Genomic DNA, 21,861 nt, shown 5'->3' on the forward strand with positions numbered 1-21,861 from the left:
GGGCAGCAAGAGTATCCGCTCCAAAGCAAAAACCCCCGCTCAATGAGCGAGGGTTTTTATAGTGGCGTCCCCTAGGGGAGTCGAACCCCTGTTACCGCCGTGAAAGGGCGGTGTCCTAGGCCACTAGACGAAGGGGACGTATTTGGTGGAGCTAGGCGGGATCGAACCGCCGACCTCTACAATGCCATTGTAGCGCTCTCCCAGCTGAGCTATAGCCCCAGATTCTGACCACCGGTATGTGCGTCCCGTGTGGTGCGGCGTATTCTACCCAGGGGCCCTATCCTGTCAAGCACTTAGCGGCGGTTTTTCACGGTTTTTGCCCCGTCTGTTCATCCCTTGGTCAAATTGCCGGAATCTTAATCAGCCTGGGATAACAGCCCCGCGTAGGCCTTCTCCAGCTTCTTGGTTTGCTTCTTGGAGACCCCACCCAGCACCTCCACCGCGTGACGCAATCGCGCCCGGCTGATATCCGCGCCCAGCAATGCCATGCTGTCCACCACCGAGAAACTGGCGCTGGTGCCGGCGATCGCCACGAACACCGGAAACAGGAAGTCGCGGATTTTCACATCCAGAGCATCCGCCAGGGCTTTGGCGTCGGCGAACAGATTATCCCGGTTCCAGCTGCGCTGGGCCTCGCAGGACCAGAGGAAGAACTGCAGCCATTCCTTCATATCCTCGGTGCTGTACTGCTTATGCTCAAAATCCTGTTCGCTGATGGACAGCATCCCGGAGAAACAGAAGCCGGCCTTGTCCACCACGTCACTCAGTGTTTCCACCCGCTGCTTGATGTGCGGCAGCACCTGCATTACGTAGTCCCGATTGAAGGCCCAGCCCATCAGTTGTTGCAGGAACTGTTCGTCGGACAAATCACGCAGCCACTGGCCGTTGAGCCAGCTCAGTTTCTCCACGTCGAACACCGGCCCGCCCAGGGACACGCGGTTGATGTCGAAAGCCGCTTCCATCTCACTCAGAGAGAAGCGCTCACGTTCATCGGGCATGGACCAGCCCATGCGGCCGAGGTAGTTCACCAGCGCTTCCGGCAGGAAGCCCATGCGACGATAGAAATGGATACTGGTGGGGTTCTTGCGCTTGCTGAGCTTGGATTTGTCCGGATTACGCAGCAGCGGCATGTGGCACAGCGCCGGCATGTCCCAGCCGAAATACTCGTACAGCAGCTTGTGTTTCGGCGCGGAGTTCAGCCATTCCTCACCGCGCAGCACATGAGTGATGCCCATCAGATGATCATCCACCACATTGGCCAGATGATAGGTGGGCAGGCCATCGGATTTCAGCAGGACCTGCGCGTCGGCCAGGGCCCAATCCAGCTCCACGGTACCGCGCAGCATGTCCTCGATGGCACAGCGGCCATCCTCCGGTACCCGCATACGGATCACGTAAGGCGCCCCTTCCGCTTCACGGCGGGCCTGCTCGGTCTCATCCAGCTCCAGATCACGGGGTTTCAATGCCCGGTTTTCACCGCTCTCCTTGATCCGGGCACGTAACGTGTCCAGTTCCTCGGCGCTGCGGTAGCACTTGAAGGCGTGGCCGGCCTGAACCAATTGCTCGGCGTACTGACTATAGATATCGCCGCGCTCACTTTGGCGGTAAGGCGCGTGAGGGCCACCGACGTCCGGCCCCTCGTCCCAATCCAGCCCCAGCCAGCGCAGGGAATCCAGGATCGCCTGCTCCGACTCCGCGGTGGAGCGCACCTGGTCGGTGTCCTCGATCCTGAGAATGAACTGACCACCGTGCTGACGGGCAAAACAACGATTGAACAAAGCAATGTAGGCGGTGCCCACATGGGGATCGCCAGTGGGGGACGGGGCTACCCGGGTACGAACGGTCATGACAACTCCACGGCCGGAAAAAGGCGGCATTATACGGCATTTGCCGGCACGCCGACATGCAACATGCTATTCGCCCGCCGCCCGGCACCTTCCCTATTTGACAAAAAACGGCAACAGGAGGACCTTTTTGTATCCGGTCTGTCTGGCATTGGATCCATGCCGACCGACTTTGACGCTGTTACTTTCTTCGCCGTAATCAAGGAGGGCCTGAAATGAAAGTACTACTGACCGCCGCGCTGCTGGTGCTGGCACCGTTCGCCGCCGCCATCGAGCGCACTCCCGCGCCGCCCGAAGCCGAGGTGTATTTCATCACACCACAGGACGGTGACACCGTCTCCGGGCCGGTCACCGTGAAATTCGGTCTCAAAGGCATGGGCGTGGCCCCCGCCGGCGTCACCCAGGACAACACCGGGCACCACCACCTCCTGGTGGATCTGAAGGAGGCGGTGAACGAGGATCAGCCTCTGCCCAGTAATGACAACGTGCGCCATTTCGGCGGCGGCCAGACCGAAACCACGCTGGATCTGCCACCGGGCGAACATACCCTGCAACTGATCATGGGCGATGCCCGCCACGTGCCGTTCGAGCCTTCCATCACCAGCGAGGAAATCACCATCACGGTGAAGTAAACCGGTTCCGCGGCGGGGCTCTCCGCCCCGCCCCGCCGTTGTGTTGCCTTCTCCGCTATCAACGCAACAGCAAGTGCGGCACCTTCGCCTCTCGCAGCATTTCATTGGTGGTACTGCCCAGCAGGAATTCCCGGATACGGGAATGGCCGTAAGCGCCCATCACCAGCAGCTCGATACCATGCTCCTGCTGATAACGATGTAACGCCGGTTCCACTTCGCCTTCCAGGATGGCGGTGAAGACCTGATGACCACCTTCGGACAAGCGCTCCCCGGCCCAGGCCAGCTCTTCATGACGGGCATGCTGTCCGTCATCAACGGTCACCAGATGACACTCCAGACCACGGAACAGCGGACTGGCGGCCAGCATTTCCACACCCTTGCGGCAAGTATCACTGCCGTCGAAAGCCAGCATGATCACGCCGGGTTCGGAGAACGTCTCGGGCACCACCAGTATCGGCCGGTAAACCGCCCGGACCACCCGCTCCACGTTATCCCCCACTTTGGCGGACGCCCCCTGATGCTCGGTGCCCTGCCGGCCGATCACCAGCAGCCGGGTCTCGTCCTGAAGTGCCAGCAGGCTTTCCAACAGATCGCCATGGCGTTGCTGCAACTCCGGCTCCTCAATGCCTTTGTCCATCGCGCGGGCCTTGGCCGCGTCCAGCATCAACTTTCCCTGTTCCATGGCCACCCGGTTACGGCGGGCATCCAGGTCGGCCAGCTCTTCCATCAGATGTTCACGGGCGCCCAGGCTCAAGGACCCGCTCAAATCCGTGGGGGTGCTCGGATAACGTTGCTGATCCAGCACATGCAGCAGCTTCAGCGGCGCGTCCAGGCGCCGGCTGGCCCAAACCCCGGCATCACATACCGCGCTGGCGGCCACTGACCCATCAATACAGGCAACGACTTTGCTCATGTTGTTTTCCTCAATGTCCGCCCATCAGTTTTTCCACGGCATCCGGCTTATCGTGCACCGCGTATTTGTCCACCAGAGTGGCACTGGCCTCATTAAGGCCGATCAGTTCCACATCGGTGCCTTCCCGGCGGAACTTGATGATCGCCTTATCCAGAGCACCAATGGCGGTGATATCCCAAAAGTGGGCCCGATGTACATCGATAACCACTTTTTCCAGGGCCTCACGGAAATCGAAGGCGTCCAGGAACTGTTCCGATGAGGTGAAAAACACCTGGCCCACCACATGATAGGTACGTTCGCCGGGGGCGTCCTGTTCCGAACGCACATAAAACACCCGCCCGACTTTATTGGCGTAGAACAGCGCGCTCAGCACCACGCCAACGGCAACCCCCAGGGCCAGGTTATGAGTGGCCACGGTGACCACCACCGTGGCCAGCATGACGATGGTGCTGCTGGGCGGATGGCGGCGCAGGTTCACCAGCGATTCCCAACTGAACGTCCCGATGGACACCATGACCATCACCGCCACCAGGGCGGCCATCGGAATCCGCGACACGTGATCGCCGAGAAACACCACCAGGATCAGCAACACCACACCGGCCACCAGCGTGGACAAGCGGGTACGGCCACCGGATTTCACGTTGATCATGGACTGGCCGATCATCGCGCAACCGGCCATGCCGCCAAAGAAACCGGCGACAATATTGGCGATGCCCTGCCCCTTGCACTCGCGGTTCTTATTGCTCTCGGTGTCGGTCAGTTCATCGATGATGGCGGCGGTCATCATCGACTCCAGCAGCCCCACTATCGCCAGCGTCAGGGATACCGGGAAAATGATCTTCAGGGTTTCCAGGGTCAACGGGATATCCGGCAGCAGGAATACCGGCAGGCTGTCCGGCAGGTCGCCCTTATCCCCCACCGTGGGAACGTCCCAGCCCATCGCCACGCACAACACGGTAAGACCGATGATGCAGATCAAGGGCGAAGGCACCGCTTTGGTTAGCAACGGAAACAGATAAATAATCCCCAGGCCGCCGACCACCAACGGATAGACCAGCCACGGCACGTCCACCAGTTCCTTGAACTGAGCCACGAAGATCAGGATCGCCAGGGCATTGACGAAACCGGTGACCACCGACCGGGATACGAATCGCATCAGTTGCCCCAGCCTCAGAAAGCCGGCGATGATCTGCAGCACACCAGCCAGAATCGTCGCCGCCAGCAGATATTCCAGGCCATGCTCCTTGACCAGGGTCACCATCACCAGCGCCATGGCGCCGGTGGCGGCGGAAATCATGCCGGGCCGGCCACCGGCGAAGGCGGTGACCACGGCAATACAGAACGATGCGTAAAGACCCACTTTGGGGTCTACCTCGGCGATGATGGAAAAAGCGATGGCCTCGGGGATCAATGCCAGCGCCACGACAATGCCGGCGAGCACGTCCGCGCGAACATTGCTGAACCAATGCTCTTTAAGGGAAGCAATCATTAACGGAAAACCCCATGTACGTATGCAAAAAACAACACCACAAAAGGCGGCAACAAAAATTGCCTGAAGCAATTTGGGCATAAAAACAGGCGATAAATCGCGAATACGGGACCAGAGTCCCGCGGGAACCAGGAAGTTCCGGGGATGAACACCGTCGGGCCGGCGCGAGAAGCACCTGCCGGGTGTCGGAAGATCCGCGCGCTAGGGCGGAGTCAGGCCATCAAGGATGGCGGAGGAATGCGAATGAAACATGAAAATCAGACATTACCCGTCATGGAAAGCGGCGCAGTCTACCAGCCCGCGCCGGCTATTCCCACCTCGGATCCGGCTTTGCCCCGGCCCGACCAATGCCTGTCCGTGCCGCCGCCGCTGGACTGTGGCCACAATGACCATCGCACGCAGCCGTGCTATGACTTTCCAGCCCATACCTCAGGTTTGCGTGCAGCCCAAGGCAAAGCGCGCTCTAGCTGACCCGCCAGACGCAGCAGCATGTCCTCTCGACCAAAGCCCGCTGAGAACTGTATGCCTATAGGAAGACCCGTTTCCGGATCAAACGCCAATGGCATGGACATAGAAGGGGATCCAGTCACATTCGCCAATGCGGCGAACGGCGAGTGGCTGAATACGCGATCTATCCAGCTCCTACCATCCAGATGCTCCTGACCTACGTTATAACTGCCTATTGCTGGGGGCAGCTCTGGCAGAGTCGGACTCAGCAGGATGTCGTATTTGCAGAAGAAATGCCCCATGCTGCGAGTAACAAGATTTCTTGAATGCATGGCCTCCAGCAAATCGGTGGCGGTGAGTTGATGCCCCATCCGATGCAACGAAAGAGTGGCGGGCTCAAGCGTGCCGGCATCAATGGGTCGGCCTGTTTCCGCAGCGATGGCGTCGATCCAGGCAGCCGTATTTGCTGACCAGAACCGGGCATTCATTTCAACAAAGCTTTCCCAGCTTACCCCCATGTCCAAACAGACCTCGTCCACACTATGCCCCATGCCTTGGAGCTGGATCGCAACATTGCGAGTCGCGTTTACGACCGGTTCGACGGAGCGACTGTTGCTCAGCGGATGCAGGAGAAGGCCAATCCGCAGCGACCCAGGTTCACGAGTGGTTTCCGATAAATAGGAATGGCGCGGCTTGGCGATCTCAAAGGGATCACCCACGGCTCCGCCCTCGATGGCATCCAGTAAAGCGGCACTATCGCGCACTGTTCGACTGACCACACCGTGTACGGCAAGCCCGGCCCACACCTCGTCCACCGCCGGCCCCATGGAAATTCTGCCGCGGCTGGACTTAAGCCCGAATAGTCCGGTAGAGGCTGCAGGTACACGGATGGAACCACCGCCATCGGTGGCATGCGCCGCCGGTACCAGACCAGCTGCTACGGCAGCCGCCGAGCCGCCACTTGACCCGCCAGCGCTGCGGCTCAGATCCCATGGATTGCGGGTCGGCCCCGAAAATACCGACTCGGTGGTTGTACTGGCAGCCAATTCCGGAGTAGTGGTTCTGCCGATGGTAACCAGACCTGCCTGCCGCAAGCGGACCATCAGGTTAGAGTCCTCGTCGGCGATGCACCCGGCCGCCAAGCGACTGCCCAGCTCATTCAGGTGCCCCTTGGCAGTAAGCCCCAAGTCCTTGACCAGAAAGGGCACGCCCTTGAACGGCCCGGTAGCGGCCCGGGGTTCACTCCTCCAAACCTCAACCAACGCATTGATCTTCGGATTGAGTTGCTCAATGGCGGACAGCGCCGCGATACTGACTTCGGCTTGGGTGACTTGACCGCTGGCGATCAGCTCAGCAAGACCCAGTGCATCGTATTCGGCATATTCAGCGGTTCTCATCAAATTCTCCGAGCCATTTACTTGGCAAAAGCGGTATGATTGTACTTGTCAGTATCGAACGATACTTACTAGTATAGCAAGATACTGAAAAGTATCGCTGTCAAGCGGAGAACACCATGCGGCCCGAACGAATTCCACAGTTGCCCCCCAAAGAAAGGATCCTCGATGCAGCCGAGGAGCTGTTTCTTACTGAAGGCATCAGTCGGGTTACGGTGGATGCCATCGCGGCAAAGGCCAAATCCACCAAGATGACCCTCTACCGGCATTTCGATTCGAAAGACGCGCTCGTTCTTGAGTGGTTACGATTGCTCGTCGATAAATATTCCGAGGTCTTCGAAGAGCTTTCGGCACAGTACACCGGTGACCCCAAGGCGCAGATTCTCGGCTTGGCCAAGTTCATCGCGCATGACCTTTCGACTGCTTCTTACAGGGGCTGTCCTTTCACCAATTCATTGGCGGAAATACCTGAGCCAGACAATCCCGCCCGCCGACTCATCGAAGAACATAAAAAGCGCCAATTCCTCCGGTTAGCGACTCTCTGTACCGAGGCGGGTCTGCCCGAGCCGAAAGAAGCGGCGATGGAGCTCACTTACCTGATGGAGGGGGCTCAGGTCGTTTCGCAGAACAAAAGCATCGCCGGCGTCGGTGAAAACCTCATCAGGATGATTCGGGAAAAACTCACCGCAATAACGGCGAACACCGTATGAATTCTGGATTTACCGGCAGCGAGCCGGATAGACGGCTATCCGTGGCGCCGATGATGGACTACACCACCCGCGATTACCGTTATCTGGCGCGGCTGATCAGCCGTCACACGCTGCTGTACACGGAAATGGTGGTGGCCCAGGCGGTGATCCATGGCGATCGCGAGCGGCTGCTGGGCTTTGATGACGCCGAGCACCCGGTGGCGGTGCAGCTCGGCGGCAGCGACCCGGCGCAACTGGCGGAGGCCGCGCGCATCTGCGCCGACTACGGCTATGATGAGATCAACCTGAACGTGGGTTGCCCCTCGGACCGGGTGCAGCAGGGCAAGATCGGCGCGGTGCTGATGGCGGAGCCGGATCTGGTGGCCCGTTGCGTGGAGGCCATGGCCCGGGTCAGCGCGGTGCCGGTCACGGTGAAGACCCGCATCGGTATCGATGACCAGGACGACTATCCGTTCCTGCAGCGCTTCGTCGCCCGCATGGATTCCGCCGGCTGCCGCAGTCTGACCATTCACGCCCGCAAGGCCATCCTCAATGGCCTGTCGCCGAAGGAGAACCGGGAAATTCCCCCGCTGATCTATGAGCGGGCCTACGCCATCAAGCAGGCATTCCCGCATCTTGAGGTCATTCTCAACGGCGGCCTGCGCGATTTGCCTTCCGTGCTGCACCATCTGGATCAGGTGGATGGTCTGATGATAGGCCGGGAAGCCTACGGCAACCCCTGGTGCCTGGCCGGTCTGGACGCCACCGTGTTCGGTGATCCCGCGCCACAACCGGATCGCCACCAGGTGGCACGAGCCTTCCTCCCCTATCTGGAGCAGCGCTACGCGGGCGGCTGTCACCCCAAGCATGTGCTGCGCCACGCCCTGAACCTGTTTCAGGGCATACCCGGCGCCCGCGCCTACCGCCGTCATCTGAGCGAGAACATGCACAAAGCGGACACCACCCCGAAGGTGTTCGAGGATGCGCTGGCGCTGGTGAGCTAAGGAATGCACTGGCAAGAACCTTCCCGGGTTCTTATGCTCTAATGCTCACTCACGTTTTTTTGGTTAATGGGACGGATCATGGCGAATCAGCGGCAGCAACTGGAGCAATGGACCACCGTGGTGGCGGACACCGGCGATATGGAGATGATCGCCGCTCTCGCCCCCTGTGACGCCACCACCAATCCCTCTTTGCTGTTGGCGGCGGCGCGGGACAGCCGCTACCAGTCCCTGCTGACCCAGGCCCGGAGCCTGGCCGCGGAAATGGGCCGCGGTCACGACCTGACCTGGTGCAGTGACGCCTACGCCTGTCTCGCCGGGCAAGCGGTGCTGGAGCACGTTCCAGGGCTGGTTTCCACCGAGGTCGACGCCCGCCTGTCCTTTGACACCCGCGCCACGGTGGAGCGGGCGCGGCGGCTGATGGCGCTGTACCGGGAACTGGATGTGGATCCGGATCGCATCCTGATCAAAATCGCCGCCACCTGGGAGGGCATCGAGGCCGCCCGTCTCCTCGAAGAGGAAGGTACCCGCTGCAACCTGACCCTGGTGTTTTCCCTGGCCCAGGCCCTGGCCGCCGCCGAGGCCGGCACCACGCTGATCTCCCCGTTCGTTGGCCGGATCCAGGACTGGCACGTCAAACGCGGCCTCGACATCCAGCACATCGACGACGATCCCGGCGTACAGTCGGTATGCGGTATTTTCCGTACCCTCAAGGCACGCGGGCTGGAAACCATCGTCATGGGCGCCAGCTTCCGCAACGCCGATCAAATCCGCGCCCTGGCCGGCTGTGACCGTCTCACCATCAGCCCGGCCCTGCTGGAAACCCTGGCCGCCGACGAAAATCCGCTGACCCAGGCCCTGGACGCCGCCGACGTGGAACCGGACGAAGACTGGACACCGATCAGCGAGGCCGGTTTCCGCTGGGCAATGAATCAAGACCCCATGGCCAACGACCTGCTCAGCGATGGCATCCGCCGCTTCGCCGCGGATCAGGTCGCGCTGGAAACTTTGTTAAGCGAGGAGGAACGTGCCGCGTGAATTGGATTGCCCGCCTGTTCGAACCCCAGACCACCCGGGAACCGGTAACGGAGCTGGATTTGCACCGGGCCGCCGCCGCCCTGCTGCTGGAAGTGGCGCGCACCGACGGCCGCATTGATGATCGCGAAAAACAAAGCCTGTTCAAGGCGGTGCGCCAGCGCTGGCAACTGGACAGCGACGAACTGGAGGAGATCGTCGCTGAGTTGCATGAACAGGTGGAAGGCGCCACCGATCTATATGAATTCACCAGTCCGTTGCGTGAACATTGGGGCCCGGAACCCCGGGCCCGTTTGATCGAGGACATGTGGGCCGTGGCCGCCGCCGACGGCAAGGTGGACGTGTACGAAGAGCATCTGATCCGCCGGGTGGCGGACCTGCTCTACGTGTCTCACGGCGATTATATTCGCGCCAAACTCGCCGCCACCGGCGAATAGTAATCCGCGCGGATCACCATTGCGGTTCCGATTCCGCCCCCTGCTCTTCTGACGGCGCCGCTTGCCCTTCGGCTTTCGGCGCCGGTCCCGGCACCCGGCTCAGTCCTTCCCCCTTCATGCGCTGGTTAATGTAGAAATTACGGATGAAGGTGTAACGGTCGCCGATGATGTTGCGTTCCAGATCGAGCAGATCGGCGCGCAGATCCACCGCGTAAACCGCGCTGAAGATGAGACGATCCGTGGTGTCTTCCAGCAAATAGTGAGACAACCGCATATAGTCTTCCGGCCAGATAGTGGCGGCATCCCGGACCGTGGACGGGCCGAACAACGGCAGCACAAGATAGGGGCCGGAGTCCACGCCCCAGCGTCCCAGAGTCAGGCCCAGATCAGTCTTGTGTTTCGGAATGTCCAGCTCGGACGCCACGTCAAACAGGCCAGCCAGCCCCAGAGTGGTGTTCACCGAGAAGCGGCCGAAATTGTCCCGCGCCTGCCCCCAGCGCCACTGGAGCACATTGTTCAGCCCGCTGCGGAAGTCCTGCAGGTTGGCGAAAAAACGGGTAAAGGTATCGTCCAGCCATTGCGGAGTAACGAATCGATACCCCTTGGCCGCCGGCTTCAGCGCGTAGCGATCCACGAACTCATTGAAACCGAACATTTTGCGGTTGAAGCCTTCCCAGGGATCAATCTCTTCCCAGTCCATGGCGGGGCCGGCGAAGGGGTCGTCCAGGTCACCGGAACCGGAGCCGGAGCCGGAGCCGGCCCAGTCGTCGCCGCCTTCACCCCAGCCGTCATCCGCGGCCGGAGCGCTTTCCCCCCAATCGTCCCCACCATCAGCGGCGGACCCGGTGGGCAAGGCGTCCGGAGCGTCATCAACGGTGCTTTCCACCGTGCTTTCCACCTTGCCGCGTTCGGCGTCGGCGGCGCGCACCGCTTCCGGCGGCGCCAACGGCGCCCGGGCTTCGCTGTTATCCCGGGGCGTCTGCGCACACCCAACCACCAGGCCAGCGAAAGCCAGCAGAATCCATTTACGCACAAGCAATCCTCTGTTCGTTGGTGAGCGCATTATAGGCACGTCGGTGCCATCACTCCCAGGATCGGACACAGCCCCTGTCAAACCGGACAAGAGCCAAACCGGACAAGAGCGCGATTCAGCGTGCTCCCAGGATCACGTCCTTGCCGCGCAGTTGCTCCAGCAACTCAACGGCGAAACCATGCAGCGCACTCTGGTCGGCAAAGTTCAACTCTTCCGCCAGTCTTGTCAACACAGCCTCGCCCTGCTCTTCAGGACAGGCGGCCATCAATTGCAGCATGCGGGCGGTGGCCGGGTTCAATTCGGTGAAGCGGACTCTATCGCCCCGATCCCGGTGAATCAGCAGCCACACCAGCTCCGCCAGGGGCTGATCAGGACGATAGTCCGGACCGATCCGGTGAACCGGGAAGCGGTAACCCTGCAACACATGCAGGGGATTGAGCACCGGCACCCCGGCGAGCAGATCGCCGTCGGGGTCATAGCCCTGTTGGGGAATCTCCTCGGTGGCGGTGTCCAGGACCACCTCCATCCACTCGTAATGGGCCAGTTCCGCCAGATAGGGAGGGTCCTGGGGATCGGGCTGATACTCTCCGGCCAGAAAAGCAACGAACTCGCCGGGAATTTCCAGAAAGTAGGGTGAGTGGCTGTGGTGAGAATGAAAAAAAGCGCGCACCAGGGCCCGCCAGCGGGCTTCCGGCAAGACACCATGCAGGACCGGAAAGCCCTGGCTCAGGATGCCCTGCACATTATTGAAAAAGAGGTCGCGGTATACCGCAAGCCGGCGATCCTCCAACCCTTCCGGCGCCGCGTGCCGGTCCGGGTCGCGCAGATGGGCGGCGAAACGCCGCTGTACGGCAATAAAGTGCGGCTCGCTCATGCGGAGCTCCTGCCCGACTTCCGGGCCTGACCTTCCGTCTGCCGTTGGGTAGCGCCGATGCGGCTCAACTCCGCGAACAGGGTGTCGTTGTCGGGGAAGTTGAAATCTCGCTCCAACAACGTTGGCAGCACCCCGAAGCGCTGATAAGTGTGTTCCAGCAATGACCACACCGGCTCGATCACGGCGCTGCCGTGGGTATCCACCTTGAGATCCTCGGCCTCGTCGTAGTGGCCGGCGATATGCACATAGCAGATCCGCTCGCCGGGCAGGCCGTCAATGAAGCGGTACGGGTCGTAACCGTGGTTGATGCCGTTCACATAGGCGTTGTTGACGTCCAGCAGCAGACCGCAATCGGCCTCCTCAAGCACCGCGCGAATGAACTCCAGCTCGGTCATTTCGGCCGGACCGCCGGGCGGCGTGTAATAACTGACGTGTTCAATGCCGATCGGACGTTCAAGAAACGCCTGCACCTGCCGGATACGATCGGCGACGTAACGCACCGCCTCGCCGGTAAACGGTATCGGCATCAGATCATAAAGATGGCCACCGTCGCTGCAGTAGCTCAAATGTTCGGTATAACAGCGGATTTGATGCTCATCGAGAAACCGTTTGACCGCGGCCAGCAGTTCGAAATCCAGCGGATGGGGCCCACCCAGGGACAGGCTCAGGCCGTGGCAGACGAACGGGAAGCGTTCGGTGAAACGACGGAATTCCCGGCCCAGGCGACCGCCCATGGGAATCCAGTTTTCCGGCGCCACCTCCATGAACTGGAACGGCACGGTCTCGCATTGGGAAAGCGGGCCCATCAGGGCCCGCCGTAATCCCAGGCCGATCCCGTGGACCGGGGCAAGGGCTGTCATCATGGCACTCTTATATGAGGGGATTGGGGATCAGGCGGCTCCGCCGCACTTCCCTTCGCCGCATTTGCCTTCGGCGCCTTTCTCGCCTTTGTCTCCCTTGTCAGCACCACAGCTGCCCTCACCTTTCTTGTCGCCGCCACAACGGCCTTCGGCGCCTTTTTCGCCGTGCTTGTCGGCCAGCTGATAGCCCGCTCCGAGATCGGAGGCGGCGAACGGATTTTCAACCGCCTGGGCGGTCACCGGCAGGGACATCGCCGATGCGACAAAAGCGGCGCCAACGGTGGCCGCCAGAGGACTGAGTTTATTGGCTTTAGCCATGTCATCTTCTCCTGATTCGCTGATGGGGTCGAAACACCACCGAGACCCGGAATGGCCCGGTTCATGATTTCGACACTATAGTGATGCACGACGGGAGTAAACGTTACATGAAGATATGATATCCAGGAGCAAACCAGGGCCGGCCACCTTGGGGAAAGCGCGCCTGCATCGGGTACTGGCACCGAGAAGCCGGCCGGCGACGAAACCCGGTGCTCCGTCAAAGTTCGGATTTCAGTCTGTCGAAAGCGTCCCGCAGAAAGCTGGCCGCCGACTTTCTCTGCCCGTTCTGCTCCCTCCACGCCTGCAGCGCGAGTCTCATTGCTCCGATGGAAACCATTGCCACCATGCGCAGTGCCGCCCGGCGCTCGGGTTGCCGCCAGACTTCGCACAGCGTATCGAAAAGCACTTGTTCCTGATCCGCGTAATAGGCTTGTTTACGCGTGAGAAGCGCCTCGCTTGAGCGCATCAGATTGTCGACGGCCGTCATCTGCTCAGTGGTATAACGCTCAATGTGCTTCACCATCACATCGCGGACAGCATCAAGCGGCGGCACATCGGGGGATGTTCTTAGCAGATCGGCATACAGGCTGGCGGAATCGGCGTCACGCCAGAACAAGATGATGTCATCCTTCGCTTTGAAGTACGAAAAAAAGGTACGGCGTGAGATGCCGGCTTCCGCCGCGATAGCGTCCAGCGTCGTGCCCTCGTAACCATTGGCGAGGAACAGGCGTTGCGCAGCTTCGGCGATGCGCTGACGGGTTTCGCGGCGTTTGCGTTCCCGCGGGCTCTCCGTGGGCGCGGGTTTCACGGCAGGAGTATTTGCTGACATTTCGATGACCTGTTGCAAAAATGCACCAAGTGCATTATAAATTGCACCGAGTGCACAAATTCATGCACTCAGTTTATCTTTCCCACTCTCAGCCAGGCAAGCGCCATGACCCATTGGACAGTCTCCGACATTCCCTCTCAACGCGGCCGCACGGCGGTCGTCACTGGAACAGGCGGCCTGGGATTCCAGGATGCGCTGGCACTGGCCCGTGCCGGCGCCAACGTCATCATAGCAGGCCGAAACCCCTCGAAAGGGTGCGCGGCCGTGGATCAGATTCGGCAAAGCGTTCCCGGCGCGAGCGTGCTTTTCCAGGCACTGGATCTCGCCAGTCTCGACTCCATCGAGGCCTTCACCGACGAACTGCGAAGCTCACGCGACAGTCTGGAGCTGCTGATCAATAACGCGGGGGTAATGATGCCACCGAAACGACAGCAAACCGAGGATGGGTTCGAATTGCAATTCGGCACTAACTATCTCGGGCACTTTGCCTTGACCGCCCGACTTCTGCCGTTGCTGTGCAAAGGCAACAAGCCGCGTGTCGTCAGCCTCTCAAGCGTCGCTGCCCGCAGCGGCACGATCAGCTTCGAGGATCTGCAAGCGCAGCGGAACTACAAGCCAATGCCCGTTTACAGCCAATCGAAACTGGCTTGCCTGATGTTCGCTCTTGAATTGCAACGCCGTAGCGATGCCGCCGGCTGGGGTATCCAGAGCGTCGCCGCCCATCCCGGTATTTCGCGCACCGAACTGCTGCCCAATGGCACCGGCGCATGGAGCGCTCCGGCTCTGGCTCGTCGTTTCCTGTGGTTCCTGTTCCAGCCGTCGGCACAGGGGGCATTGCCGACGCTCTTTGCCGCGACATCGCCACAGGCTCAGGGCGGCGTCTATTACGGCCCGGACAAGCTTGGTGAAATCCGCGGCTATCCCACTGTCGCCACAGTCCCTCCGCAAGCACTGGATATCAGCGCCGCGGAAAGGCTATGGAACGAGTCGGAACGGCAGACCGGAGTCACTTTTCCCATTATTGAAGAAGCGCGGGGAGCCGATAACCTCTGAGCAGCGTGTTCCCGGATTCAGCCTAAACCGGGTCGTTATAACGGCGGTTCAGCTTGCGCATGCCACCGATCCAGCGATCGTAGTCCGCGGTTTTGTTGCGCATGTATTCCAGCACTTCCGGGTGCGGCAGAACCAGGAAGGTCTCCTCCTGGATCGCTTTCAGGCAAGCCTGGGCCACCGGTTCCGGCTCCATCATGCCATTGATACTGGCGACGCCATCTTCCTTGCCCTTGGTCATGGCGGTGCGCACCGCCTGCGGGCACAGCACCGATACCTTGATGCCGTCATCGCCATAGGTCAGCGCCAGCCATTCGGCCAGCCCCACCGCCGCGTGTTTGGTCACCGCATAGGGCGCGGATCCCACTTGCGACAGCAGCCCGGCGGCGGAAGCCGTATTAAGCAAATAACCGCCGCCACGGGCGGTCATCTTCGGCACCAGGTGCCGTGCGGCGTAGACGTGGGCCATGACATTGATGTCCCAGATTCTCTGCCATACGTCGTTGCTCACTTCCGGCCCGCCACGGGTGGAAATGCCGGCGTTGGAGCAGAACAGATCAATCGGCCCTTCGCTGGTTTCCACCTCATCGATCAACGCCTGGATCTCACTTTCCTCGGCGACATTGACCCGTCGGCCGATGCCACCGATGGCGTCGGCGGTGGCCTGGGCGCCTTCGCCGTCCAGGTCGGCGCAGATCACACGCTTGGCGCCGGCCTTGGCGAAACACTCCGCCAGCGCGCGACCGATACCACCGGCGGCGCCGGTGACCACGACTATCCGGTCTTTAATTTCCATGCCTTCGCTCGCTGTTTGTTATTTGGAAAGGACCCGACCGGAATCGGGCCCACTCAACCTCAGGCCCACATATGCGTACCGCCGCAGACAGTCAGCGCCTGCCCGGTCATGTAACGGCTGGCGTCGGAGGCGAGGAATACCGACAGACCGCTGAAATCCTCCGGTTCACCCAAACGGCGCAGAGGAATCTGCGAATTGGCACGGGCTTCCGCTTCCGGATTGTCCCACAGCGCCTTGGCGAAATCGGTGCGCACCAGGCCCGGACAAATGGCGTTGGCGCGAATCCCTTGAGGGCCGTATTCCAACGCCAGATTACGCACCAGACCGATCAGCGCCAGTTTGGAGGTACCGTACAAACCCAGCGTATCGGAAGGTTTGTAGGCGCCGACGCTGGCGGTGAACATCATCGAACCGTTGCCCTTGGCGACCATGTCCGGTGCCACCAGACGCGCCAGCCAGAGGTTGGCCTGCACGTTGGTTTTCATGGTCTTTTCGTAGGCGTCGTCGGGAATCTCGGAAATCTTGCCGTAGAAAATATTGACCCCGGCATTGCCGACCAGAATGTCCACCGGCCCGGCGAGCTGGTGGGTTTTCTCCACCAGCGCTTCCAGTTCTTCCTTGCGACCGGCATTGGCCGCCACCGCGTGCACCCGTTCCACGCCCACCGCCTGATTGATATCAGCGGCGGCCTGGTCGAGGGTCTCCTGCTTGCGCGCGGAGATCACCACGGTGGCGCCGTGGGCGGCGAGGGCTTGCGCCATCGCCTTGCCCATGCCCTTGGAGGCGCCGGTCATCAGCGCCACCTTGCCGCTCAGGTCGAAGAGTGAGGTATCGACCATGACATCAGCCCCCGGACTGGTTGTAGCGGGTGACCTCGTTACGGGCGATGACATTGTGATGTACTTCATCCGGGCCATCGGCGAAACGCAGGGTGCGCTGCTGCATGTACATTTCGGACAACGGAGACCATTGGCTGATACCGGTGGCACCGTGGATCTGCATGGCCTGATCGATGATCTGGCAGCATTTCTCCGGCACCATCGCCTTGGCCATGGATACCCAGATACGCGCTTCCTTGTTGCCCATCACGTCCATTGCCTTGGCCGCCTTGAGCACCATCATTCGCATTGCCTCGATTTCGATGCGGGCACGGGAAACGGTTTCCATGTTCTTGCCCAGATCGAGGATCTTCTTGCCAAACGCTTCGCGGTTGAGGCCACGTTCCATCATCAAATCCAGGGCTTTTTCCGCCGAACCGATGGAGCGCATGCAATGGTGGATCCGGCCCGGGCCGAGACGAACCTGGGAGATCTCAAAGCCGCGGCCTTCGCCCCACAGGATGTTCTCCTTGGGTACCCGCACATTTTCCAGTTTGATGTGCATATGACCGTGCGGAGCGTGGTCATGACCGAACACGCACATCGGCCCGACAATGTTCACGCCGGGAGTGTCCATGGGCACCAGGATCTGCGACTGCTGACGGAACGTCGGCGCGTCGGGGCTGGTTTTGACCATACAGATCATGATCTTGCAACGCGGATCGCCGGCGCCGGAAATGTAGTATTTCTCGCCGTTGATGACCCACTCATCACCGTCCAGCACCGCGCTGGTTTCAATGTTGCGGGCATCGGAGGAGGCCACTTTCGGTTCGGTCATACCGAAACAGGAGCGGATCTCGCCATTGAGCAGCGGCTTGAGCCATTTTTCTTTCTGTTCCGGAGTACCCACGCGCTCGAGCACTTCCATGTTGCCAGTATCTGGCGCGGAGCAGTTCAGGGTCTGGGACGCCAGCGGGTTCTTGCCCAGTTCGAAAGCGATGTAGGCGTAATCCAGGTTGGACAGGCCTTCCCCGGTTTCCGCGTTGGGCAGGAAGAAGTTCCACAGCCCATTGGCCTTGGCCTTGCTTTTCGCTTCTTCCAGCAGTTCCAACTGGCCCGGCGCATGACTGAAGCGCTCGGCGCGACCTTCACCGAGACGGTGGTATTCCTCGGTGATCGGATCAACATTCTCACGAATATGTTTTTTTACCGCGTCCAGCAGCGGCTGCGCCTCTTCGGACATGGCGAGATTATTCAGATTGGTATCGTTACCCATGGTTTTACTCCTCAATATAATGGGGTCGGCGCGATCAGCGGTTCTTCCACTGCGGCGGGCGCTTTTCCACGAAGGCGTTGACGCCTTCCTTGAAGTCCTCGGTATGGCGCAAATCCTCGATCACCTCGCGACTGTACGCCAGACTTTGCTGCAAACGTTCCAGCTCATCCAGATGATTGAGAACCCGTTTGGTCGCCTTCACCGATGACGGCGATACGGCACAGATTTCCTCGGCCTTGGCCAGGGCCGCGTCCATCAGTTCATTTTGCGGATAGACCGCATTGACGAAGCCCAGCTCCCTGCCCTCGGCGGCGCTCGCCTGACGGCCGGACAGCATCATTTCCACCGCCTGTTTGCGGCCGATCTGCCGGCTCAGGCGCTGCACGCCGCCGGCGGCGGCGAACAAGCCGACCTTGACCTCCGGCAAAGCGAAGCGAGCGGTGTCGGCGGCGAGCAGAATGTCACAGCACAAAGCGGTTTCGAATCCTCCGCCCATGGCGAAGCCATTCACCGCGGCGATCAGCGGCTTTTCCAGATCGAAGCGCGTCGACAGGCCGGCGAAGCCGGTGGGCGGCGGCGTGCCCTTGCCGCCCTGGGCGGTGTACTTGAGATCGTTACCGGCGGAAAACGCCTTCTCGCCGGCACCGGTGAGCACCGCCACCCACAGATCATCGTCGGCGGCGAAGTCGTCCCACACGCGGGACATCTCATTGTGCATGGGCGCGTGCACGGCGTTGTACACTTCCGGCCGGTTCATGGTGACGATCAGAATCGGACCCCGGCGTTCGGTTTTGACGAATTCATAAGCCATGTCAGTTTCCTTGAGCGGCAGCTCCAGCTGCATTGTTATCTGTATCCGGCATGGACAGGCATGCGGCACGAATCGCGCGCCGGTCGATCTTGTCGGTGGCGCCACGGGCCAACGGACCGCTCTGCCACCAGAACCGTTCCGGCACTTTGAAATGGGCAAGGTGTTCGGCGACGCAGGCCTTCAATTCCGCCTCGCCCACCGCGCCCTCCTGTTTCAACACCATCCCCTGTTTCAACACCACAATAGCACCGACGATCTCGCCCAGGCGCTCGTCCGGTACCGAGAACACACAGGCCTCGGCGACCTCGGGGTGCTGATACAAAGCGTCTTCCACTTCCAGGCAAGCGATGTTCTCGCCGCCGCGAATGATGATGTCCTTTTTGCGGTCGACGATATACACCAGGCCGTCTTCATTGGCGCGGGCCATGTCACCAGTGTATAGCCAACCGTCACGCATCGCCGCGGCGGTGGCTTCCGGCTGGTTCAGATAGCAACGCATGTTGGCGGCGCTGCGCACCAGCAATTCACCCACTTCGCCCGGCGGCAGCGGCCGGTCCTGCTCATCGACGATGCGCATTTCCTGCAGCGGCGGCGTCAGGCGACCGGCCGCTTCCGGATTCTCCACATAGGGATCACCGGAAATAATGATGCCGAGCGCGTTGGTTTCGGTCATGCCCCAGCCGGAGGCAATGCTGGCGGCGGGAAAAGCATTGGCCAAACGTCCCACCTGGGCAGCCGGACGTTTGGCGCCGCCACCGCCGATGAATTCCAGCGAGGGCAACGGCTGGTCCAGACCCCGGGCAACCTCCATCAATTCCGCTGACTGGGTCGGTACGCCGACGAAGCGGGTCACCTGCTCGGCGTTGATGATACGAATCGCCTCCTCGGGATCCCATTTGTACATCAGGTTCAGGGTGGCGCCGGCGGCCAGTCCCTGAATCAGATTTGAATTCAGGGCGGTGACATGAAACAGCGGCGTCACCACCAATGAACAGGGCGGCCGCGTCGGCGCCGGCTGCTCCGGATCCATCAGCGCCGGCAGTAACCGCAGCATGATCAGCGAATAGACCGCCGACACCAGCCCCCGGTGAGTCAGCACCACGCCTTTGGGACGGCCGGTGGAGCCCGACGAGTACAACACCGCGAAATCATCGTCAGCATCGACCGGCACCGTCGGCCAGGACGCCTCCGGCACCCGCGCCAACAGATCCGAATAGTTGTGTTCTCCCTCCACATCGCGGACCGCGAACAGCACCAGCCCCAGACGTTGCGCGAACGGTTCGATACGCCGGTAACGGTCGTTGTCGGCGAACACCACCCGGGCGCCGCAATCCTCCAGCGCGAACGCCAGTTCCTCACCGGACCACCAGGCGTTCATCGGTACCACCACCGCGCCGATGGCGGTAGCCGCCAGTAGTAACAGCGGAAATTCCGGATAGTTGCGCATGGCCAGAGCCACCCGATCACCGGGCTGGACACCAAGCTCACTCAGGGCCCTGGCGAGCCGGTTGGCCTCGTCGACCAGACGCGGGTAATCCCAGCGTTCGTCTCGATACACCAGCACATCACGATCGCCATAAATCGCCTCCACCGACTGCAGTACCTCGCGCAAGTGCGCCGGGGTGTTGGCGAAAACCGGATACCGCTGTCCGCGAATGTCCGCTTCGGTAACGGCGAAACGTGGATCCGTGCTGGTGATATGGTCCACCGCCTGCTCCAGAGTCAGCGCCGGCGTATCGGTAACCGGGGCCTCCTGGGCGGCGGTCGGGTTATTGTCCCATCCTGACATTTTGTTGTTCTCTCTCTGCTCTCCCGGAGGGGCCCGTCCGCATCTCGCGGCCCGAAGGTCGCGGGCTGACGTTTGTCAGGGAAACGCTACGGCGGATCCGAAGGTGATGTCAAGCGCGACCCATGCACCCCGGCGAAGAATCATTCGAATGCATTGACCCGGGCTCCGTCCGTTCCTAGTATCTCATCCTGACAAACGTCAGCCGTGCACGTCCGACCGGTGACACGGCGCCGTTCGGTATCAAGGAACAGGCGCTCAATCCCGATCGTCGTTCGATGCCTTATTGATTCAAAGGCTCCCACTGGAAGGAAAGGGATATGAATAACAACGCCACCACCGCGGGCCCGCAGCTGGTCGCGCCCTTGCCCGCCCACCGCATCGACGCCGAGGCGCTGGCGCACTGGCTGCGCGATGCCCTGCCGGAGGCCGCCCAGGGCCTGACTGTCGAGCAATTCCAGGGCGGCATGTCCAACCCCACTTACCTGATCACCAGTGCCAGCGGCAAACGCTACGTATTGCGCAAGAAGCCCCCCGGCAAACTGCTGCCCAAGGCCCACGCGGTGGACCGCGAGCACGCGGTGATGCATGCGCTGGCCGATACCGGGGTGCCGGTGCCGCGCATGCTGGCCTACTGCGAGGATCCCGAAGTGATCGGCGCCGAGTTCTTCGTCATGGAGTTCGTGGAAGGGCGCATCATTCCGCCGCCCTCCATGGACCCGGTGGCCCGGGAAGAGCGCCCGGCCATTGCTCATGCCCTGATCGATACACTGGCACAACTGCACAGCGTGGACTGGAAAGCCGCCGGCCTTGAGCGCTTCGGGCGGCCGGAAGGGTATCTCAAACGCCAGACCGCGCGCTGGGCGGGACAGTACGAAGGCGCCAAGGAGGCACTGCCTGCGGACTTCGACTATTCACAGATGGACTGGCTGCGGGACTGGCTGCTGGAACATACCGATGTGAGCAACGAGACCGCCATCGTGCACGGCGATTTCCGCCTCGGAAACATGATCCTGCACCCTGAAGAGTCTCGCGTGATCGCGGTACTGGACTGGGAATTGTCCACACTGGGCCACCCGTTGGCGGACCTCGCCTATCTGTGCATGCCCTACCACACCTCAGGCAGCGAACCGGATGCCCGGGACCTGCTTGAGGCCGGTCTGCCGCCGGAACAACAATTGCTGGACCGCTATTGCCAACGTACCGGCCGGGACGGTATTCCGGAATGGCCGATTTTCATGGCGTTTTCCTGCTTCCGCAGCGCCGCCATTATTCAAGGGGTGGCGGCGCGCGCGGCCCAGGGTAACGTCAGCAGCGCCAGCGCCGATCCGATCCGGGATGGCGCCCGCGCCCGCCGGGTGGCGGAAGTCGGCGCCCGGATCGCCCGCTCGCTCGGATGATGCGGTAACCAATCATCGCTGTCCCACAGTTGTGAAACAGTCCGCTTACATGCAACACGCTGATTCGCTGGCAAGCCAGCTTCCCACAGCCGCTCCGTAGTTCCTGCTGTGGGAAACTGACTTGCCAGC

At 61.2% G+C, this 21,861-nt stretch carries 21 protein-coding genes and 2 tRNA genes; 7 read left to right on the top strand and 16 right to left on the bottom strand.

Annotated features, from left to right (window positions below):
- Positions 1 to 62: 62 nt before the first annotated feature.
- From B5T_RS12120 to gltX, 3 genes are all read right to left on the bottom strand, one after another.
- Positions 63 to 138, bottom strand: a tRNA-Glu gene (locus B5T_RS12120).
- A gap of 5 nt (positions 139 to 143) precedes the next feature.
- A tRNA-Ala gene (locus B5T_RS12125) sits at positions 144 to 219 on the bottom strand.
- Between the two features lie 137 nt (positions 220 to 356).
- Complete coding sequence (gltX, locus tag B5T_RS12130; protein ID WP_014994798.1) at positions 357 to 1,847, bottom strand: glutamate--tRNA ligase; 1,491 nt, start codon at positions 1,845 to 1,847, stop codon at positions 357 to 359.
- Between the two features lie 212 nt (positions 1,848 to 2,059).
- On the opposite strand from gltX, the gene B5T_RS12135 reads away from it, so the two are divergent.
- Positions 2,060 to 2,476 carry a DUF4399 domain-containing protein gene (locus B5T_RS12135; RefSeq protein ID WP_014994799.1) on the top strand — a complete coding sequence of 139 codons (417 nt, stop codon included), beginning with the start codon at positions 2,060 to 2,062 and terminating at the stop codon, positions 2,474 to 2,476.
- A 58-nt stretch (positions 2,477 to 2,534) separates the two neighbouring features.
- Here the strand turns inward: B5T_RS12135 and B5T_RS12140 are convergent, their stop codons facing one another.
- The 3 genes from B5T_RS12140 to B5T_RS12150 all read right to left on the bottom strand — a co-directional run bounded on the left by B5T_RS12140 (position 2,535) and on the right by B5T_RS12150 (position 6,722).
- Positions 2,535 to 3,389 (bottom strand): universal stress protein, encoded by an 855-nt coding sequence (locus tag B5T_RS12140; RefSeq protein WP_014994800.1) that lies wholly within the window; start codon positions 3,387 to 3,389, stop codon positions 2,535 to 2,537.
- Between the two features lie 10 nt (positions 3,390 to 3,399).
- Positions 3,400 to 4,878 carry a SulP family inorganic anion transporter gene (locus B5T_RS12145; RefSeq protein ID WP_014994801.1) on the bottom strand — a complete coding sequence of 493 codons (1,479 nt, stop codon included), beginning with the start codon at positions 4,876 to 4,878 and terminating at the stop codon, positions 3,400 to 3,402.
- A 407-nt stretch (positions 4,879 to 5,285) separates the two neighbouring features.
- Positions 5,286 to 6,722 carry an amidase gene (locus B5T_RS12150; protein ID WP_014994802.1) on the bottom strand — a complete coding sequence of 479 codons (1,437 nt, stop codon included), beginning with the start codon at positions 6,720 to 6,722 and terminating at the stop codon, positions 5,286 to 5,288.
- A 116-nt stretch (positions 6,723 to 6,838) separates the two neighbouring features.
- On the opposite strand from B5T_RS12150, the gene B5T_RS12155 reads away from it, so the two are divergent.
- The 4 genes from B5T_RS12155 (at position 6,839) to B5T_RS12170 (ending at position 9,881) form a co-directional block, all read left to right on the top strand.
- Entirely contained in the window at positions 6,839 to 7,429 is a 591-nt protein-coding gene (locus B5T_RS12155) for a TetR/AcrR family transcriptional regulator (RefSeq protein WP_014994803.1), read from the top strand.
- Positions 7,426 to 8,412, top strand: a complete 987-nt coding sequence (dusA, locus tag B5T_RS12160) for a tRNA dihydrouridine(20/20a) synthase DusA (RefSeq protein ID WP_014994804.1) — start codon at positions 7,426 to 7,428, stop codon at positions 8,410 to 8,412. The genes B5T_RS12155 and dusA overlap by 4 nt, the downstream gene beginning before the upstream one ends.
- Before the next feature lie 78 nt (positions 8,413 to 8,490).
- The gene (locus B5T_RS12165) at positions 8,491 to 9,447 is read left to right on the top strand and encodes a transaldolase family protein (protein ID WP_041717000.1); all 957 of its coding nucleotides are present in this window, start codon (positions 8,491 to 8,493) and stop codon (positions 9,445 to 9,447) included.
- Positions 9,444 to 9,881, top strand: coding sequence for a tellurite resistance TerB family protein (locus tag B5T_RS12170; RefSeq protein WP_014994806.1), 438 nt, complete (start codon positions 9,444 to 9,446; stop codon positions 9,879 to 9,881). Before B5T_RS12165 ends, B5T_RS12170 begins: the two co-directional genes overlap by 4 nt.
- Before the next feature lie 13 nt (positions 9,882 to 9,894).
- Here the strand turns inward: B5T_RS12170 and B5T_RS22300 are convergent, their stop codons facing one another.
- The 5 genes from B5T_RS22300 to B5T_RS12195 form a co-directional block, all read right to left on the bottom strand.
- Positions 9,895 to 10,914, bottom strand: coding sequence for an MlaA family lipoprotein (locus B5T_RS22300; protein WP_014994807.1), 1,020 nt, complete (start codon positions 10,912 to 10,914; stop codon positions 9,895 to 9,897).
- Between the two features lie 115 nt (positions 10,915 to 11,029).
- Positions 11,030 to 11,788 (bottom strand): HvfC family RiPP maturation protein, encoded by a 759-nt coding sequence (locus B5T_RS12180; RefSeq protein WP_014994808.1) that lies wholly within the window; start codon positions 11,786 to 11,788, stop codon positions 11,030 to 11,032.
- Positions 11,785 to 12,651, bottom strand: a complete 867-nt coding sequence (locus B5T_RS12185) for an HvfB family MNIO-type RiPP peptide maturase (protein WP_041717001.1) — start codon at positions 12,649 to 12,651, stop codon at positions 11,785 to 11,787. Before B5T_RS12185 ends, B5T_RS12180 begins: the two co-directional genes overlap by 4 nt.
- Positions 12,652 to 12,678: 27 nt before the next feature.
- Positions 12,679 to 12,966 carry an HvfA family oxazolone/thioamide-modified RiPP metallophore gene (locus tag B5T_RS12190; RefSeq protein WP_014994810.1) on the bottom strand — a complete coding sequence of 96 codons (288 nt, stop codon included), beginning with the start codon at positions 12,964 to 12,966 and terminating at the stop codon, positions 12,679 to 12,681.
- A 217-nt stretch (positions 12,967 to 13,183) separates the two neighbouring features.
- Positions 13,184 to 13,813 carry a TetR/AcrR family transcriptional regulator gene (locus B5T_RS12195; RefSeq protein WP_014994811.1) on the bottom strand — a complete coding sequence of 210 codons (630 nt, stop codon included), beginning with the start codon at positions 13,811 to 13,813 and terminating at the stop codon, positions 13,184 to 13,186.
- 87 nt (positions 13,814 to 13,900) lie between these two features.
- Between B5T_RS12195 and B5T_RS12200 the strand changes: the two genes are divergently transcribed.
- Positions 13,901 to 14,848: an SDR family oxidoreductase gene (locus B5T_RS12200; RefSeq protein ID WP_014994812.1), complete on the top strand. Its 948-nt coding sequence runs from the start codon at positions 13,901 to 13,903 to the stop codon at positions 14,846 to 14,848.
- A 22-nt stretch (positions 14,849 to 14,870) separates the two neighbouring features.
- On the opposite strand, the gene B5T_RS12205 is transcribed toward B5T_RS12200, so the two are convergent.
- From B5T_RS12205 to B5T_RS12225, 5 genes are read right to left on the bottom strand one after another with little or no spacing between them, the layout of a single operon-like run.
- Positions 14,871 to 15,641, bottom strand: coding sequence for an SDR family NAD(P)-dependent oxidoreductase (locus tag B5T_RS12205; RefSeq protein WP_014994813.1), 771 nt, complete (start codon positions 15,639 to 15,641; stop codon positions 14,871 to 14,873).
- Positions 15,642 to 15,700: 59 nt separating this feature from the next.
- A complete protein-coding gene (locus B5T_RS12210) occupies positions 15,701 to 16,480 on the bottom strand; it encodes an SDR family NAD(P)-dependent oxidoreductase (protein WP_014994814.1) in 780 nt (259 codons plus the stop codon).
- 4 nt (positions 16,481 to 16,484) lie between these two features.
- Positions 16,485 to 17,735, bottom strand: a complete 1,251-nt coding sequence (locus B5T_RS12215; RefSeq protein ID WP_014994815.1) for an acyl-CoA dehydrogenase family protein — start codon at positions 17,733 to 17,735, stop codon at positions 16,485 to 16,487.
- 34 nt (positions 17,736 to 17,769) lie between these two features.
- Complete coding sequence (locus B5T_RS12220; protein WP_014994816.1) at positions 17,770 to 18,546, bottom strand: enoyl-CoA hydratase-related protein; 777 nt, start codon at positions 18,544 to 18,546, stop codon at positions 17,770 to 17,772.
- 1 nt (position 18,547) lies between these two features.
- Positions 18,548 to 20,335: a class I adenylate-forming enzyme family protein gene (locus tag B5T_RS12225; protein WP_014994817.1), complete on the bottom strand. Its 1,788-nt coding sequence runs from the start codon at positions 20,333 to 20,335 to the stop codon at positions 18,548 to 18,550.
- 317 nt (positions 20,336 to 20,652) lie between these two features.
- On the opposite strand from B5T_RS12225, the gene B5T_RS12230 reads away from it, so the two are divergent.
- A complete protein-coding gene (locus B5T_RS12230) occupies positions 20,653 to 21,732 on the top strand; it encodes a phosphotransferase family protein (protein WP_014994818.1) in 1,080 nt (359 codons plus the stop codon).
- Positions 21,733 to 21,861 lie beyond the last annotated feature (129 nt).

The sequence above is a fragment of the Alloalcanivorax dieselolei B5 genome, assembly GCF_000300005.1.
In the GTDB taxonomy this organism is placed as follows: Bacteria; Pseudomonadota; Gammaproteobacteria; order Pseudomonadales; family Alcanivoracaceae; genus Alloalcanivorax; species Alloalcanivorax dieselolei.